18 protein-coding genes are annotated in these 16,684 nt (G+C 68.5%); 9 read left to right on the forward strand and 9 right to left on the reverse strand.

From position 1 onward, the window contains the following. Positions 1 to 36 precede the first annotated feature (36 nt). From VN11_RS05795 to VN11_RS05830, 8 genes are all read left to right on the forward strand, one after another. Entirely contained in the window at positions 37 to 1,575 is a 1,539-nt protein-coding gene (locus VN11_RS05795) for a TerC family protein (protein ID WP_053449076.1), read from the forward strand. Between the two features lie 61 nt (positions 1,576 to 1,636). Further along, the gene (locus VN11_RS05800; RefSeq protein ID WP_053449077.1) at positions 1,637 to 2,773 is read left to right on the forward strand and encodes a metallophosphoesterase; all 1,137 of its coding nucleotides are present in this window, start codon (positions 1,637 to 1,639) and stop codon (positions 2,771 to 2,773) included. 31 nt (positions 2,774 to 2,804) lie between these two features. Continuing rightward, positions 2,805 to 3,215 (forward strand): hypothetical protein, encoded by a 411-nt coding sequence (locus VN11_RS05805; RefSeq protein WP_053449078.1) that lies wholly within the window; start codon positions 2,805 to 2,807, stop codon positions 3,213 to 3,215. 97 nt (positions 3,216 to 3,312) lie between these two features. Further along, a complete protein-coding gene (locus tag VN11_RS05810) occupies positions 3,313 to 4,326 on the forward strand; it encodes a hypothetical protein (protein WP_053449079.1) in 1,014 nt (337 codons plus the stop codon). A 134-nt stretch (positions 4,327 to 4,460) separates the two neighbouring features. After that, a complete protein-coding gene (locus tag VN11_RS05815; RefSeq protein ID WP_053449080.1) occupies positions 4,461 to 5,321 on the forward strand; it encodes a DUF2306 domain-containing protein in 861 nt (286 codons plus the stop codon). A gap of 34 nt (positions 5,322 to 5,355) precedes the next feature. Next, a complete protein-coding gene (locus VN11_RS05820; RefSeq protein ID WP_238581858.1) occupies positions 5,356 to 6,417 on the forward strand; it encodes a sensor histidine kinase in 1,062 nt (353 codons plus the stop codon). Continuing rightward, positions 6,417 to 7,187: a LytR/AlgR family response regulator transcription factor gene (locus tag VN11_RS05825; protein WP_080374993.1), complete on the forward strand. Its 771-nt coding sequence runs from the start codon at positions 6,417 to 6,419 to the stop codon at positions 7,185 to 7,187. Before VN11_RS05820 ends, VN11_RS05825 begins: the two co-directional genes overlap by 1 nt. A 55-nt stretch (positions 7,188 to 7,242) precedes the next feature. Next, positions 7,243 to 8,502, forward strand: a complete 1,260-nt coding sequence (locus VN11_RS05830; RefSeq protein ID WP_053449083.1) for an MFS transporter — start codon at positions 7,243 to 7,245, stop codon at positions 8,500 to 8,502. Between the two features lie 4 nt (positions 8,503 to 8,506). On the opposite strand, the gene VN11_RS05835 is transcribed toward VN11_RS05830, so the two are convergent. Beyond that, positions 8,507 to 9,454 (reverse strand): nucleoside hydrolase, encoded by a 948-nt coding sequence (locus VN11_RS05835; RefSeq protein ID WP_040009827.1) that lies wholly within the window; start codon positions 9,452 to 9,454, stop codon positions 8,507 to 8,509. Between the two features lie 151 nt (positions 9,455 to 9,605). Here VN11_RS05835 and VN11_RS05840 point away from each other — a divergent pair, with 151 nt between their 5' ends. Then, the gene (locus VN11_RS05840; RefSeq protein WP_053449084.1) at positions 9,606 to 9,932 is read left to right on the forward strand and encodes a hypothetical protein; all 327 of its coding nucleotides are present in this window, start codon (positions 9,606 to 9,608) and stop codon (positions 9,930 to 9,932) included. A gap of 110 nt (positions 9,933 to 10,042) precedes the next feature. Here the strand turns inward: VN11_RS05840 and VN11_RS05845 are convergent, their stop codons facing one another. The 8 genes from VN11_RS05845 to mdcC form a co-directional block, all read right to left on the reverse strand. Further along, the gene (locus VN11_RS05845) at positions 10,043 to 10,762 is read right to left on the reverse strand and encodes a GntR family transcriptional regulator (protein WP_008266401.1); all 720 of its coding nucleotides are present in this window, start codon (positions 10,760 to 10,762) and stop codon (positions 10,043 to 10,045) included. 105 nt (positions 10,763 to 10,867) lie between these two features. Further along, positions 10,868 to 12,235 (reverse strand): SLC13 family permease, encoded by a 1,368-nt coding sequence (locus VN11_RS05850; RefSeq protein WP_006424027.1) that lies wholly within the window; start codon positions 12,233 to 12,235, stop codon positions 10,868 to 10,870. Positions 12,236 to 12,339: 104 nt separating this feature from the next. Continuing rightward, on the reverse strand, positions 12,340 to 13,260 hold the full coding sequence (gene mdcH, locus VN11_RS05855; RefSeq protein ID WP_053449085.1) for a malonate decarboxylase subunit epsilon: 921 nt from the start codon (positions 13,258 to 13,260) through the stop codon (positions 12,340 to 12,342). Beyond that, positions 13,257 to 14,114, reverse strand: a complete 858-nt coding sequence (gene mdcB / locus VN11_RS05860; protein WP_053449086.1) for a triphosphoribosyl-dephospho-CoA synthase MdcB — start codon at positions 14,112 to 14,114, stop codon at positions 13,257 to 13,259. The genes mdcH and mdcB overlap by 4 nt, the downstream gene beginning before the upstream one ends. After that, complete coding sequence (gene mdcG / locus VN11_RS05865; RefSeq protein ID WP_053449087.1) at positions 14,111 to 14,752, reverse strand: malonate decarboxylase holo-[acyl-carrier-protein] synthase; 642 nt, start codon at positions 14,750 to 14,752, stop codon at positions 14,111 to 14,113. Before mdcG ends, mdcB begins: the two co-directional genes overlap by 4 nt. Beyond that, on the reverse strand, positions 14,745 to 15,449 hold the full coding sequence (gene mdcE / locus VN11_RS05870) for a biotin-independent malonate decarboxylase subunit gamma (protein ID WP_053451259.1): 705 nt from the start codon (positions 15,447 to 15,449) through the stop codon (positions 14,745 to 14,747). The genes mdcG and mdcE overlap by 8 nt, the downstream gene beginning before the upstream one ends. 2 nt (positions 15,450 to 15,451) lie before the next feature. Beyond that, positions 15,452 to 16,360: a biotin-independent malonate decarboxylase subunit beta gene (locus tag VN11_RS05875; RefSeq protein ID WP_053449088.1), complete on the reverse strand. Its 909-nt coding sequence runs from the start codon at positions 16,358 to 16,360 to the stop codon at positions 15,452 to 15,454. Next, on the reverse strand, positions 16,357 to 16,677 hold the full coding sequence (gene mdcC, locus VN11_RS05880) for a malonate decarboxylase acyl carrier protein (RefSeq protein ID WP_053449089.1): 321 nt from the start codon (positions 16,675 to 16,677) through the stop codon (positions 16,357 to 16,359). The genes VN11_RS05875 and mdcC overlap by 4 nt, the downstream gene beginning before the upstream one ends. Positions 16,678 to 16,684: the final 7 nt, after the last annotated feature.

The following is a 16,684-nucleotide window of genomic DNA, read 5'->3' on the forward strand; positions in this document are numbered from 1 at the left end:
CTTTTCTCCCTTACCTACTGACGAAACGGACCTGAAATGGAATGGTTGGCTGACCCCTCGATATGGATGGGCCTTGCAACCCTGGTCGTGCTGGAGATCATTCTCGGCATCGACAACCTGGTGTTCATCGCGATCCTGGCTGACAAGCTGCCGCCGCACCAGCGCGACCGCGCACGGGTGATCGGCCTCACCCTGGCCCTGTTGATGCGGCTGGTGCTGCTGGCGGCGCTGGCCTGGATCATGAAGCTGACCGAGCCGCTGCTTACGCTGTTCGATCACAGCTTCTCCGGGCGTGACCTGATCCTGCTGGGCGGTGGCCTGTTCCTGCTGTTCAAGGGCACGATGGAACTGCACGAACGGCTGGAAGGCCGCGAGCACCACGAGGATGGAAAGAAGGTCTATGCCAGCTTCGCGATGGTGGTGGCGCAGATCGTGGTGCTCGACGCAGTGTTCTCGCTGGACTCGGTGATCACCGCGGTCGGCATGGTCGACAACCTCGGCGTGATGTATGCCGCGGTGACCATCGCGATGGCGCTGATGCTGGTGGCCAGCAAGCCGCTGACCCGTTTCGTCAACAAGCATCCCACGGTGGTGGTGCTGTGCCTGGGCTTCCTGCTGATGATCGGCTTCAGCCTGGTGGCCGAGGGCCTGGGCTACAAGATCCCGAAGGGCTACCTGTACGCGGCCATTGCCTTCTCGATCCTGGTCGAAGCGTTCAACCAGTGGGTGCGTTTCAACCGCGAGCGCAACGAGCGGCGCCAGCCGTTCCGCCAGCGCACCGCCGACGCCGTGCTGCGGATGCTGGGGGCGCGTCCGGCCAACGGACACGACGACGAAAGCGAGGACGCACACGCCGATGCCGAAGAGCGGCTGCAGCCGGCCGAGCACGAGATGATCCGCAGCGTGCTGGGGCTGGCCGATCGACCGGTGTCGAGCGTGATGACTGTGCGTGCCGACGTGCAGTGGATCGACGTGGCACGCGGGCAGGACGATGTGGTGGCGCGCCTGGTGGCCTCGCCGCATACCCGCCTGCTGGTCGGCGACGGCGATCTGGACAGCCTGCGTGGCGTGGTGCAGAGCCGCGACCTGCTGGCCGACCTGCTGCAGGGCAGGCCGTTGCAGCTGGAAGGCAACCTGCGCGAGCCGCAGTACGTGCTGTCCAGTGCCAGTGCGCTGCAGGCGCTGGAGCTGATCCGCCAGCACCCGGTGCCGCTGGCGGTGGCGGTGGACGAGTACGGCAGCGTGGAAGGCCTGGTGACTGCCAACGACCTGCTGGCCGCGATTGCCGGTGACCTGGTGGATACCCAGGACGAGCGCTATGGCGTGGTCGCGCAGGGCGAAGGCCAGTGGGAGGCCGACGGTGCGCTGACCCTGGATGACCTGCAGCGCCTGGCGGGCGTCTCGCTGCCGCGCAGTGCCGACTACATGACCATCTCCGGGCTGGTGCTGGAGCGGTTGGGCCGCCTGCCGGACATCGGCGACGCGGTGGAGATCGCCGACGTGCGCATCACCGTACTGGCGATGGAGAAGCGCCGCATCGCCCGCCTGCGGGTGGAGCGCCTGCCCGGGGCGTGATGCTGCCTCTACCCAATGACACGCGGGCCCGTCACCATGGCGGGCCCGCTTTTCTTCCTGGATGGTTGCAGTGCTGAGTACGATCGGTTTGTTGATGGGCCTGTACGTGGCCTGGCGCCTGTTCTGGCCGCTGCGCCTGCCCGCCGCATTGAAGGTCGTGCTGTCGCTGCTGCTGGTGGCTGTGGCCGTGCAGCTGCGCATCGTCGCCACCTTCTGGGGCACGATGGCCTCGCCGGAGATACCGAAGCTGGCGATCGCCACGCTGGCCACCGGCTCGACGGCGGTGCTGCTGCTTGCGCTGGTGATGCTGGTGCTGGACGCAGGACTGCTGCTGTCGCGCCTGCTCCGCCGGCCGCGCGCGATATCGGCATTGCGCGCCCCCAGGCTGCGTCCCGTGGCCGCTGTGCTGGCGCTGCTGGTCAGCGGCTATGGCGTCAGCCAGGGCATGGCGGTGCCCAAGCCGCGGCAGATCGACGTGGCGATCAAGGATCTGCCGGCTGCGTTCGACGGCTACCGCGTGCTGCAGCTGACCGACATCCATGCCAGCCGCCTGCTGACCGGCGACTGGGTGCGCAGGGTGGTGGAGCAGAGCAATGCGCTGAAGCCGGACCTGATCGTGATCACCGGCGACCTGATCGATGGCAGCGTCGAGGCCCGTCGCGACGACGCACACCCGCTGGCCGACCTGCATGCGCCGGACGGCGTCATCGCGATCACCGGCAACCACGAGTACTACGCGCAGTACCAGGACTGGATGCAGGCGTTCCGCGCGCTGCACATGCAGGTGCTGGAAAACAGCCATCTGCAGGTGCGTCGTGGTGAGGCCGCGTTGACCATCGCTGGTGTCACCGACCCGGTGGCGGCACGCTATGGACTGCCGTTGCCGGATCTGGACGCTGCGCTGGCCGGGGCCGATCCGTCCGCGCCGGTGATCCTGCTCGACCATCGCCCGGGCAATGCGCGCGAGGCCGCCGCGCGCGGCGTCACGCTGCAGCTGTCCGGGCATACCCACGGCGGCCAGATCATCGGTATGGACCAGCTGGTGAAGCGCGCCAATGGCGGCTATGTCTCCGGCCGCTACGAAGTGGACGGCATGACCCTGTACGTGAGCAACGGTGCCGGCCTGTGGGCCGGGTTCCCTGCGCGCATCGGCGTGCCGTCCGAAATCACCCTGCTGACCTTGCGCCGCGCGCCGTGATGCTGCGCACGCCTTCATGGAGGAAGGAGCCATGGCGCATCCCCGCGCTCCGATGGAACGCCTGATCCGCGCCAATGCCGATGAGATAAACCGGCTTCGCCAGGTGATCCGCGATACCGCAGGTACGCGTTGGCGTGGGCCGGAGCAGCGGGCGCTGCACGCTGCGGCCTGCGCCGAGTATCAACTGCGCTACGATCAGCTTGCCTTTCCGGGCGGCTATGACCAGGCGTTGAAACTGCTGGCCGAGCATGACCCCGGCACGCTGGATGTAGTGCTTACTTTCCTCGAAGTGCGGCCCTACTTCTTCCGGTCCGGCTACATGTGGAAGACGTTGTTGAAGCGCGTGCAGCGGGTGTCGATGGGCGTGAAGCAGCAGGCGCGGATGCAGAGAATCCTCGATGCCTACGGCGCTTACCGGGTGGGAAGCCTGCACTCCCGTTAGCTCCAGGTCATCCAGCAAGATCGCCTTGCATCCAGCATTCATACTGGCCCCGGATCAGAGATCATCTGCACGGGATTCTCAAACAGGGAAAGGCACCATGCAGGAAGCACATCACTCACGCGGGTGGCCACGCTACGTCGCACTGCTGGTCGGTGCACTGCTGCTGACCGGTTGCCAGCGCACACCGGAGGTGCCCGGCGAAGCACCCGCGGCTGACGCGCCGGTTGCCGCGCCAGTGGCCAGCACCGACCTCTCCCCGCTGCTCGATGCCCTGCCGACGTGTGCGCTGGAGGGCTGGTACATCGATCAACAGACTGATCGCCCGGCCCACCCCTGGTTGGCCGCGAATGCGCCAACGCCCTGCCGGCAGGACGCGGAGAACGAGATCGCCACGTTCTGCGTACAGGGCCAGTGGAAGGGGCTGCCGGTGGATGAGGTGATCCTGCCGACAATGACGTTCGTGTCGTTCCGTGGGGCGAAGATCGGCCTGCCGCTGGAGAAGGCGCGTTCCGTTGTCCGCCAGCGCATCGGGCGGGATTTTCCGGGCGGTGCCGCCTACGAAGAAGGGCGCGAGCCGAAACTGATGGCCGACCCCGAGGATGCGCAGCGTTCGTGGCTGCTGTGCAGCACGCCGGAACCGGGGCACGACGTGGACAGTGAGGGAAGCGTCCGCTATGCCGGCATGAACCTGCCCTACGACCACGACGGTTGCAGCTACCGCTACAGCCCGGTCGACTTCTGCGATGCGCGGCATCGCGCGCGCATCGAGGATGCGCTGCAGAACCAGAAGCCCAATTTCAACCAGCACTATCTGCTGGTGCAGATCGATGATCGCCCTGAGTACTTCCAGCGCACGGTGGTGCTGGTCGATACCCGCACCGGCGAGGCAACACCGCTGCCGATCGATGCCTTCACCGGAGCAGCGGGGAAGGGCGGAGAGGCTACCGGCTACGGGACTCTGGAGACGGGCGTGGACCAGCCGCAGTTCTGCCTCGATGGCGCGTTGCTGGTCTATCGCGTGTTCGAGGAAGGCCGCTTCTGCTTCGGCTTTGACGGTGAACGCTTCACCGGCCATGAAACCCAGTACATGCAGGCAGCCGCATCTCCCTGACCGGAACAGGGTTGCCAAACCAGCGATCGCCGCCTGGCGTCACTGGTCGGCGCTGGCCGTCACTGATCGCGGTCACCGCCTCCATGCCCGTGGCAACGACCAACAATGGCGAACTCCCTGAAGGAAGCGCTGCCATGTCCTTGCCTGCTGTTGCCATCACCACACGCCGGGCGCTGCGCGACGGGCAGGTGCCCGCATCGCGCCGCCAGCGCCTGCTGCGTATCGGAGCCCTGGCCTGGTTGGGCAGTGCCGCACTCGGGCAGCTGCTGTTCGCCGTCTACATCGTGGGCTTCTACGGACGCAGCACGCTGGCGGGCCAGCCACTGCGCTGGAACGAGGTGATGCCGCACGGTTACGTCGCCGGGGCGACCACCTTCAACGCCGTGCTGGCGCTGCACCTGCTGCTGGCAGCGGGCATCGTGCTGGGGGGATGGTTGCAGTTGTGGCCAGCGCTGCGGCGCTGGGCACCGGCCGTGCACCGCTGGAACGGCCGGCTCTACGTGTTGGCCGCGGTACTGCTGGCACTGGGTGGCCTGGCGATGGTGTGGGTCCGCGGTGGCGCTGCCGGTGATGTTTCGCAGCATCTGGGCACCTCGCTCAATGCCCTGCTGATCCTGTGGTTCGCGGTGGCCACGTGGTGGCGCGCACGCCAGCAACGTCTGGGTGAGCACCGCGCATGGGCGCTGCGCCTGTTCCTGGCGGTGGGGGGCGTGTGGTTCTTCCGCATCGGCCTGATGCTGTGGCTGCTGCTCAACCAGGGGCCGGCGGGTTTCGATCCGGAAACCTTCACCGGCCCCGCGTTGACCGTGCTGGCGTTTGCACAGACCCTTCTGCCCCTGGCAGTGCTGGAACTGTATCTGCGTGCCCAACGCCCTGCAGGGGCGGCGCATGCCTGGCGGGTCGGCGTGGTCCTGCTGGTTGCGGCTGTGGCCACCCTGGCCGGCAGCCTCGCCGCGGCGGCACTGATGTGGTGGCCACCGCTTGCGGCCGGCTGACGTGGGTGCACGGCAAGGCGCTATGCTGCCGGCCATGTCCGATGTGCTGTCGCCACCGCCGGTTTCGCTGCTGCGCCGAACGCTGTGGTGCGCAGGCATCTCGCTCGCGCTCGGCGCGCTGCTGGTCATCGACTGGCATCCGTGGTGGACGGTGCTGCCGCGCGCGCTGGCATTGGGCCTGGCGGCGATGCTGGTGTTCACCGTGCTGGAGCGCTGGCCCGGATCGCTGCCGCGGTGGCTGTCACGCTGGGTCGTGCAGATCCTCGCGGTGGCGGCGGTGATTCCGCTGGGAACCCTGATGATCTATCTTGCGGGCACCGACGCGGGCGCACCGCCATTCTGGCAGGACGCAGATCGCTGGACCGGGTTCCTGACCCTCAACGTGGTTGGCCTGCTGGTTGCACCGTGGGTGGCGCTGGCGGCACTGGTGAGGCACAAGGACGCACTGGCAAGGCACCAGGCCCTGGCCTTCGCGCTGGAACGCAGCGAGCTGGAGCGGCAGGCGCTGGAAGCTCGCGTGCAGCTGCTGCAACGGCAGGTTGCGCCGCATTTCCTGTTCAACACCCTGGCCAACCTGCAGGCGCTGGTGGACAGCGGTTCACCGCAGGCATCGGTGGTGATGCGCCATCTGGTGGCCTACCTGCGCGGCAGCGTGCCACGCCTGCAGCAGCCGGTGGTACGGATGGAGGACGAGATCGCATTGGTAAGCGCCTATCTGGAACTGATGCATATGCGGATGCCGGATCGGCTGCGGTTCCGCCTGGATGTTGCCGAGCAGGTGCGCGCGCTGGGTTGCCCGGGCCTGTCCGTGCTGACCCTGGTGGAGAACGCGATCCGCCATGGCATCGACCCCTGCGAAGACGGTGGCGAGGTGGTGGTGCAGGTGCGGCGCGACGGGGCGTGTTGCGAGGTCTGTGTGGTTGACGACGGCCGAGGCCTGTCAGCTGTGGCGCCGGGCCTGGGCACCGGCCTGCAGACACTGCGCCAGCGGCTGCAGCTGCTGTATGGCGATGCCGCGTCCCTGCAGTTGCAGGCGGGCCCAGAGCGCGGCGCGATCGCGCGCCTGCGGTTGCCGGCGCGGGAGCTGCCCGCGTGATCGCCAACGCACTGATTGCCGACGACGAACCGTTGCTGCGGCAGGCGCTGGCCGCACAGCTGGCGCAGGCTTGGCCGCAGCTGCAGGTGGTGGCGCAGGCGCGTAATGGGCGCGAGGCGCTGCAGGCCTTCGAAACCCTGCAGCCACAGGTCTGCTTCCTCGACATCCACATGCCCGGCCTGTCCGGCATCGACGTCGCCGCACGCATCGCGCGGCGCGCGCAGGTGGTGTTCGTCACCGCCTACGACGCGTATGCGGTGCAGGCATTCGCGCAGGGCGCGCTGGATTACCTGGTGAAGCCGGTGGATGCACAGCGCCTGCACGATACGGTGCAACGGCTGCAGCAGCGCCTGCAGCAACCTCCGCCCCTGCAGGACCTGCAGAAGCAGCTGCAGCAGCTGGCCGAACGCCTGTCGCTGCCGGCGCCGACGCCGCTGCGCTGGCTGCACGCGCAGGTTGGCAACGTGCTGCGGGTGATTCCCTGCAGCGCGGTGGATTTCCTGCGCGCCGACAGCAAGTACACCCAGGTCGGCTGGCGCGACGACGACGGTCGTCCCGGCGAGGCGGTGATCACGCTGCCGTTGAAGGAGCTGGTGCAACAGCTGGATCCGGACAGCTTCGTGCAGGTGCACCGCTCGGCGGTGGTCAACCGGCACGCGGTGAAGCTGCTGGTGCGCGGTGACAACGAGACCGCCCAGCTGTACCTGCGCGGTCGTGATGACGTACTGCCGGTCAGCCGCCGCTATCTGGGTGCGTTCCGCGCCATGTAGGCCGGTCCTGACCCGCGTTTCACCCGGCGCATGACACCCTCCGCCCATGAATGAAATGACCGTGGCGCGGCAGCGCTCGATGTGGGTGGCCGGCCTGTCCACGGTGGTGGAGTGGTACGACTTCACCCTGTACCTGTACTTCGCCACGGTGCTGTCGCGGGTGTTCTTTGGCGGTGGCGAGCAGGCGATGCTGGTCACCCTGGCCGGCTTCGCGGTGTCCTACCTGATGCGTCCGCTCGGCGCGCTGTGCTTTGGCCACCTGGGTGACCGGCTGGGCCGGCGCTGGATGCTGCTGGCCTCGATGGCGCTGATGGCGGCAGCGATGCTGGCCACCGCCCTGCTGCCGACCGCCGCAACGGCGGGCACCACCGCCGGCGTGCTGCTGCTGGTGCTGCGCTGCGTGATGGCGTTCTCGGTGGGCGGTGAATACACCGGTGTGGTCGCGTATCTGCTGGAAAGCGCGCCGGAACGGCGACGCGGCCTGGTGACCTCGCTGGCCTCTGCCGCCAGTGAAGTGGGTGCGCTGCTGGCGGTGGCGATCTCGGCAGCGACGGTGGCGCTGCTGGCACCTGCGCAGCTGGACAGCTGGGGTTGGCGCATTCCGTTCTTCGTCGGCGCGGCGCTGGCGCTGGTGATCCTCGTCGCGCGCTCGGGCATGCACGAGTCGCCCGAGTTCGAGCGCCAGCGCCGCGAGGGCAGTATTCCGGCCACGCCGTTGCGGCACGTGCTGCGCCATCATCCGCGGGCGGTGGCGCGTACCTTCGCGATCTCCGCACTGGGCTCGATCACCTACTACGTGGGCATCACCTATGTGCCGGCCTTCCTGCATGCACAGGGCCACGATGAAGGCGACGCGCTGTGGTTGTCGACGATTGCGGCAGTGGCGGTGATCGCGATCACGCCGCTGTGCGGCGCACTGTCCGACCGTGTCGGGCGACGGCCGATGCTGTTGGGCCTGACTGTGCTGGCGGCGCTGCTGCCGCTGTCGCTGTTCGCGTGGATGGCGGAGGCAACGGCATGGGGCATCGCGCTGGCGGCGGTCCTGCTGGCCTGCGTGGCCGGTGGCGTCAGCGCGGTGGCGGCCCCGGCCACGGCCGAGCAGTTCCCCGGCGAAGGCCGGGTCAGCGGGCTGGCGCTGGGGGTGACCATGGCTACGGCCGTGTTCGGCGGTGCGACACCGTGGTTGGCGCAATGGTGGGTGCAACGCAGCGGCTGGGCGGCAGCGCCGGGCGCGATGATCGCGTTGGTGGCGGTGCTGGTGCTCCCGGTGCTGTGGACCCTGCCCGAGACGGTCCCGGGCAGGGCCAGGCGTTAGCCGATCAGACCTTCAGGGTCTGCTCGATGTCGGCCAGTACGGCGGCCGCATCCACGCCGATGGCGACAGACTGCAGCACGTGGCCATCCCATACGCTGGGGCCGAAGCCCATGCCTTCCGGCTTGGGAATGGTCATGCCGCGGGCGACGCCGTCGGTGGCCACGCGCACGCTGGCGCGCTCGAACTGGAACAGTTCCGGGCGGGTCAGCGCGATGCAGGCGCAGCAGTCGTGCACGACCATGCCCTTGTGCCCGGCCTGCAGGTAGAAGTCCACGTAGTCCTGCGACAGCGCGCGCACCAGCTCGGCATCGGCACCGCCGATCCCGGCCAGCGTGTCCAGGCCGTCACGGTCCATTTCCACGCGGGTGGTCACGTCCAGCCCGATCGCGGTAACCGGCCAATCGGTGGTGAACACCACGTCGGCCGCTTCGGCATCGCCCCAGATGTTCGCCTCGGCGGCCGGGGTGATGTTGCCGTTGACGTGGAAGGCACCGCCCATGAGGACCACTCCACGCACCAGGCCGGCGATGTCCGGGGCCTGCTGCAGGGCCAGCGCCAGGTTGGTCATGCGGCCCACGGCAACTAGGGTCACTTCGCCCGGGTGGGCGCGGACCAGGTCGATGATCAGCTGCGCGGCCGGGCGCGCGTCGGCGGCTACGTCCAGTTGCGCCGGCACCGGGTGGTTGCCCAGGCCGTTGTGGCCGTGGATGTGCACCGGCCACGCTTCCGGAGTGGCTTCCGGCTGCAGCGGGCCTGCCGCGCCGCGCGCGACCGGGGCGGCAAAGCCCCAGGTCTGCTTCAGGTACAGCGCATTGTGCGTGGTCGATTCAACCGAGGCGTTGCCGAAGGTGGTGGTGACGCCGATCAGGTCGATCTGCGGGTGCTTGTGCAGGTACAGCAGGGCCAGGGCGTCGTCGACGCCCGGGTCGGTATCGAAAATGACTTTCAGCATGTTGTTGTTCTTCTTCTTCCGTGTGGTGCGGGGGGCGCCGGCGGCCACGGGGCAGGCCGGCGCGCCCTACATTGTCCCATCTTCATGACAGGCAGGGCCAATGCCGGGGCGGGGCGGCATAATGCGGCCAGTCCAGGCACGGAACCGCCGCATGCTGATCCTCGCCCTTCTGCTGGTCCTGCTGGTGCTGGGCCTGAATCTGGTCGCCACGGTGCTCATTGTCCGGCGCGACGGCCTGTCGGCAGGCGGCCGTACGGTGCAGCTGTTGCTGGTCTGGCTGCTGCCGCTGGTCGGCGCGATCCTGTGCATGGCGGTGGCCACCGCCGATGGCTCCGGCAGCCGGGGCGATAACGGCCTCGGCGGCGCCTACGACTACTCGGGAGGCCATTCCAGTGACAACCACAGCCATCACGGCCACAGCAGCTCCGACTGCAGCGGTGATGGTGGTGGCAGTGACGGCGGCAGCTGCGGCGATTGAGGCCTCTGTAGAGTCGAGCCATGCTCGACTGCCCTTCGTTCCAACGCCGCGATGCCTGATCGAAAAGCAGTCGAGCATGGCTCGACTCTACAAAGGCGACGACAGCCCGCTCAGCCGCCGCCTGCGGTCGGCAACGGCGCCGGCACGTTCAGCAGCCCGCCCGCTGCCACATAGGCAGCCAATGCCTGGCCCTGGCTCAGCAGATGGCGCTCCATGGTGCGTTCAGCGGCCTGCGCGTCGCGGCGGCGGAAGCACTCCATCAGTTCGCGGTGTTCGGCCAGCGACTGCGCGGTACGGCCCGGGGTCAGCAGCTGGCGGCCGCGATGCATCTTCAGGATGCGGTGCAGGTCATGGGTGATGCGGATCAGCCACGGGTTGCCGGCGTAGTGCTGCACGGTTTCGTGGATCAGGTAGTTGTTGCGGTAGTACTCGGCGATGTTGCCCTCGGCCGCCGCCGCTTCCATCGCCGCGTGCAACGCTTCCAGCTGCTGCACGCCGGCATCGTCGATATGCCTGACAGCTTCATGCGCGCAGCGACCTTCCAGCATCGCCATCACCGGGAACAGCTGGTTGAGGTCTTCCAGCGTGAGCCGGGTGACCCGCGCGCCACGCCCGGCATCGATCTGCACCAGGCCCTCGGCGGCCAGCAGCTTCAGCGCTTCGCGCAGCGGGGTGCGGCTGATGCCCAGTTCCTCGCACAGCGCGGGCTCGTCGATCCACTCACCCGGCGGCAGCCGGTAATCGTAGATACGCTCGCGCACATGCTCGGCCACCTCTTCATACAGAGGGGCGCGCTTCTTCGGGGACCGTGGAGCAGGGGCAATGGCCATGGTGGAAGTGTACCGCCAGGTAGTGCCGGCCGCTGGCCGGCAACCCATGATTGCGGGATGGCTTCATGGGATTGCCGGCCAGCGGCCGGCACTACCGTTGAGTGGTTACATCCAGCCCGGCACCACGAATACCAGCCAGGCAAGCAGCGGCCCCAATGCCACCACCAGGCCGCTGTAGACCAGGAAGCGGCGGAACAGGGTCTCGCGTTCTTCCTTGGCGGCCGACGCCACCACCAGTGCGCCATTGGTCGAGAACGGGCTGACATCGACGATGGTGGATGACACCGCCAGCGCACAGATCACGCCGGCCGCGCTGAGGTGGCCCTGCATCAGGAACGGCACCGCCAGCGGGATGGTGGCGCCCAGCACGGCGGCCGACGAGGCGAATGCGGAGACGATGCCACCGACGTAGCAGACCAGCAGTGCACCGAGCAGCGGGATGCCGATATCGGATACACCATTGCCGATGAAGTCCACCGCACCGGCATGTTCCAGTACGCCGATATAGGTCACCACGCCGCAGATCAGCAGCACGGTGGACCAGCTGATGCCATCGACCGCCCCTTTCTGGCTCTGCGGCGACAGCAGCGCCAACGCCACCGCCACGGTGATCGAGACCAGGCCGACGTTGAGGTTGTAGATCAGCGCGGCCACGCCCAGGCCCAGCAGGCCGATCAGGGTGAACAGCCGCTCGCGGGTCAGGTTCACCGCATCCAGTGCCACCGGATCATTGGACAGGGTGCCCCCCCCGGCGGCAACCAGCGCACCATGGCCTTCGATCGCGAACTGGCGCGACGATGCCTGCGGGCCACCGGCCATCGCCAGCTCGGCATTGCCGACCGTTCCCGCTGCGGTGATCGAGCCGCGGCGCAGCAGGGCGATGCCACCGAAGGCGAAGAAGCAGATCGTCGCCATCATCAGGTTGAAGCCCAGGCTGGTCAGGAACACCGCCATCTCGGTTACTTCCAGCCCGGCTTTCTGCACCACGCCATTGGTGATGCTGCCGTACACGCTGATCGGCGAGAAGCCGCCCGCCTGCGCACCATGGATGACCAGCAGGCCCATCATCAGCGGATTGATGTTGTACTGCTTGGCAAAGCGCAGGGCGACCGGGCCGATGATGGCGACCGCGGCGGGGCCCAGCGCACCGAACGCGGTGAGCACCGCGGTGATCACGAACATCACCCACGGAATGGCCACGATATGGCCGCGCACCGCTTTCACTGCCCAGTGCACCAGCAGGTCGATGGTGCCGTTCTTCTGCGCGATGGCGAACAGATAGGTGATGCCGACCAGGGTCAGGAACAGATCGCCTGGAAAGCCGGCCAGGACTTCCTTGCCTCCCATGTCGACCCATAGCCCGCCGATGATGAAGGCCAGCGCGAAAGCGACGGCGCCCATGTTGATCGGCATTGCCGTGGCGACGATGAACATGATCACCAGGCCGATGATCGTTGCGATTTGTGGACTCATGCGCCCTCCCAGACACGTGACTCACGTACAGCGCGGATGGAGACCCGCCATCCCGGGGTAAGGCGACGTACGGCGTGTTGCGTGATACGTACTGCTCGAACCCGTTACTGCAGCCGCTCCAGCGCACTGCGGACCCACGCCGCGGCACCCTCAAGGCTCTGGAACTCTTCCACCGCGCGCACTTCGCAGCACGGATAGGACGGCGCGACCATGCGCGCCAGCGCGCTGCCCGGGCCCAGCTGCAGGAACACCCGTGCGCCGCGCTCGAAGGCCTGGCGCATCACCTGCGCCCACTCGATGGTCTGTGCCAGCTGCGCCGACAGCGTGTGCACCACGGCGGCGCCATCACGCACCGGGCGGGCATCGACGCCGGCCAGCAGGGGCAGCCGCGGCGCATGCACCGGCGCGGCCCGCAGCGCTGCGGCAAACGGTGCTTCCGCACCGGCCAGCAGCGGCGTGTGTGCGGGCACATGGACCGGCAATGGACGGATTTCCGCGCCGCAGGCCTGCGCGTCTGCCGCCAACGCGTGCAGCGACGGCTGTGCACCGCCCACGATGAAGTGGTCATGGCCATTGGCGATGGCGATGAAGGCGCCATGCGTGTCGCACAACCGCTGCGTGGCATCGCGGTCCAGCCCCAGCACTGCCTGCAGCCCGGCATCGCGGGGGCTGGCGGCGTCCATCAGGCGCGCGCGCTGCGCAGACAGTGCCAGGCAGGTGGTGGTGTCGAAGCTGCCGGCGATGGCGTGCGCGGCGAGCTCGCCGATGCTGTAGCCGGCGATCACCGTCGGCGTCGGCAACACCTCGCGCAGGCCCTGCCAGTGCGCCAGGCTGGCTGCGCACAGCAGGGGCTGCGCCTGCACATTGTCGAAACGGTCGTCGGCCGCCGCAGCGGCGAACACATCGCGGCCCAGCAGTTCGCCGATGGCATCGAGCAGCGGCTGTGCGGCGGCAAGGCCGCGCACGCGATCGAACATCGCCGGATGCTGTGCGCCTTGTCCGGGACAGAGCAGGGCCAGGCTCATGAGCCCTCCTGATGCAACAGGAACACGCTGCAGGCGAGCAGGTCGGCGCTGCCGCCGGGGCTCAAGCGACGCACGACGAAGGCATCGGCGATCTGTCGCAGGCGCGGCCGCCAATCGTGCGCGAAGGCGCCGCCGTCGGCCAGGAAACGGTGGGCCTGCTGCCGTGCCCAGCGCAGGCCTTCAGCGCCTCCGCGATGCAGCAGGTTGAGGTCTTCGGTGTGTGCGACCAGCTGCATCAGCGTGTGGCACATCGCGGCTTCGCGTGACAGGCCATTGGCCAGCGCGTGGCGCAGGGTGGGCAACGCCACCTCGCGCAGCAGCGGATAGCCTGCAGCGGCGTGTTCGCGCACGCCGGGCACGTTGTGCCGGACGCGCGCACGTTGGCCTGGGCTGCCTGCATCCAGCGGGGCATGTGCGAAGTGCCCCGCCCAGCGACGTACCTCCAGGCAGACCCGCTCACCGCTGGTGGCATGGCCCAGGCGGGAACGGCAGGCAGCGGCGGCCGCGACCAGCAGACCGAGGCTGAAGATCGCGCCACGATGGGTATTGATGCCGGCGGTCGCGCGCAGCATCGCCGCTTCGGCGGCGATGCCACATCGGCGCAGGGCATCGAAGTCCGCCCCGGCTGCACCGAGGTGGGCCACGGCAGCGAAATAGTGGCGCAGCGCGAACAGACTGCGCAGGAATGTGCCGGCGTCCATGTCGTGATGGCTGCCGCTGTCGAATGGCGTGACCAGCCCGGGCTTGGGCGCCAGCGCCAGTTCGGCGTGCAGGCTGGCGACGGCCAGGCGCCCCAGGCGCGCGCTGTCCGCGGCAGCTGCCGGCCGGACCGTCGGCTGCGCGACGGCGCTCATGCGGTCACCCCGGCGGGGGCGAACACGGACTCGCGCAGTTCCAGGGCGGCGCCGTCGTGGCGCTTGACCAGCACTTCGCGGCTGCGTCCCGCGTACTCCCGCCAGTTCACGGCGGCATCGCCGGCCAGGCACAGTTCGCCATCGACCCGGCGGCCGTGTTCGGTTTCCCAGGCCTGCAGCCGTGCAACCAGGGCATCGGCCTGTGCGCTGCTGTTGATCTGCCACAGCAGATCGATGTCCGAACGCGCGTGCACATAGTGCAGGCCGGTCAGGTGCTGCCACGCGAAGGCACCGAATACATGCGCCGCAGCGATGCCGTGCAGTGCCTGCAGGGGGCGTTGCCAGTCCTGCGCAACGTTGCCTTCCAGCACCGTATGAAGTGATGGTGGCGGTGCGCTGCGCAGCACATCGCGTGCCGGCACGCGCAGGGCCAGGCGCAGTTTGCCCTCGGCCGGCGGCAGCGGTACGCCCAGGCGCAGCCGGGGATCGGCATCGTCGGCGGCACGCCGGGCGACGATGGCCGGCAGGCCCTGCGCGAACCAGTTGGCCAAGCGCGGCTCATGCGGGGCGATGTCGGCCTGCCAGGCCGCGTGTGCCGACAGCCAGACCAGCGTATGCCGGGGCAAGCGCTCAGGCATCGCCCTGGCTCACCGCAGTGGCCACCGCTGCGGCCAGGCGACGTCCGCCACGTTCGGCACCCCGCACGGCGCGGCGGTCGCCATCGGTGGGCGTACGCAGCGCCTGCAGCAGGTGTGCGGCCAGGTCGCCGCTCCAGATCGAATCCACCGCGCCCATCGCCACGTAGTTCTCCACGCCCGGCGCGAATACCGGCGAGCTCTGGCTGAGTGCCTGCAGCTTCTCCAGCGGCTGCTTGGTCACCCGCGCCATCGCGCGCAGGTCCATCACCCGCACCTGCGCATCGGGCAGGGCATGGATGTGGTCGGCCATCAGGCCGAACGAGAGGAAGCCACCACTGACCGACTCACCGTAGACCAGGGTGACCAGGCGGGCGCCACGGCGGCGGGCCAGATCCAGCGTCTGCGCCAGGTGCGCGAAACAGCCGTTGATGCCGAGCAGTTCGTCGCGGCGTGCCAGGCGCTGGCCGGCGGTGTCGACCAGCATCACGATCGGTCGATGGGGATGTGCGGCGGTGCTGGCCAGCACGGTTTCGGCCAGTGCCAGTGCGTGGTCCACGCCCACTTCGAGCTTGTCGGCGGTGCCGATCACGGTCACCTCGCCGTCGTCGGTGCTGGCGGTTCCGGTCAGCACCGAGTCCTCCACGGCAACGGCGTGGCCACGCGGAAACAGCGCATCAAGCAGCGCGCGCAGGGGCAGGCTCATGGCAGGCTCCGATCAGCGGTGACGGCGAGGAAGTCGTCGGTGTCCAGCAGCGGCAGCCGCTCGGGTTCGGTGATGCCCAGCAGCGACCAGATCTCAAGACCATCGCGGCATCCGCCCCAGGCCTGCACGCGTGCTTTCAATGCGGCATGACGTGCCTGCAGGGCATTCAGTGCGGCATCGGCATCGGTGCTGGCGGTGTCCACCAGCAGCGCATCGAATGCCGCCTGCGCGAACGCCCCGATGGCATCGGGCACCAGCACCTGGGCCTGGTCGATCAGGTAGCGGTGCTTGCCGCCAGTCACCCGCCAGACCAGCGCGCGGTCGCGGGAATCAAACTCTTCCACGCCGCGAACGGTTTCGATCACCTCCGGCCCGGACAGCGACAGCCGGCCCTCCTCGGACATGATCACCGTGCTGCAGCAACGGGCAACGATGCCCATGCCACCGAACGCGCCGTTGCCACTGCCGATCAGCGCGACCACCGGGACGCCCGCAGCGCGTGCATCCAGGGTGGCGCGCATGATCTCGGAAATGGCAATCAGGCCGGCATTGGCTTCGTGCAGGCGTACGCCGCCGGTATCAAGCAGCAGCAACACCCCATCGGGGCGGGTCGCCGCTGCGCGGCGCAGCAGGCCGGTCAGCTTGGCGCCGTGCACTTCGCCCACACCGCCGCCCATGAATTCACCCTGCTGCGCGGCCAGCAGCACGCGCTTGCCGCGAAGCGTGGCTTCGCCGACGACGATGCCATCGTCGAATGCGGCTGGCTGGTCGAGTTGCGCCAGGTGCGGACTCATCATCCGTCGCGCAGGGCCCAGGAACTCGCGGAACGATCCGGCATCGACCAGCCCGGCAATGCGTTCGCGCGCATCGGCTTCGTAGTAGCTGTGGCGCTGGACGTGGCTCATGGCGTACCTCCGGCCAGCAGGGTTTCCACCGCCTGGTCCAGGCGCAGGCTGACCACCGCCGGGGTGGCGCCGGCGTCGTTGATCGAGATGCGTACATCGCGCAGCGGATGGCGATGCGCGAAATCGCCGATCACCGCCTCCCATACGCAGCCGAAGCCCTGCGCGGCGGTGACGATGCGGACCGACATCGCGCCCTCCAGCTCTGCCGGCTCCAGCAGGATTTCCAGGTTGCCCGAGGCCAACACGCCGACCAGCACCGCATCGCGCGGGAACTGCACCGGGGTGCGTCCTTCGAATCGATAGTCGAGGGTTTCCATGCTCAGC

The sequence above is a fragment of the Stenotrophomonas maltophilia genome, assembly GCF_001274595.1.
Taxonomy (GTDB): domain Bacteria; phylum Pseudomonadota; class Gammaproteobacteria; order Xanthomonadales; family Xanthomonadaceae; genus Stenotrophomonas; species Stenotrophomonas forensis.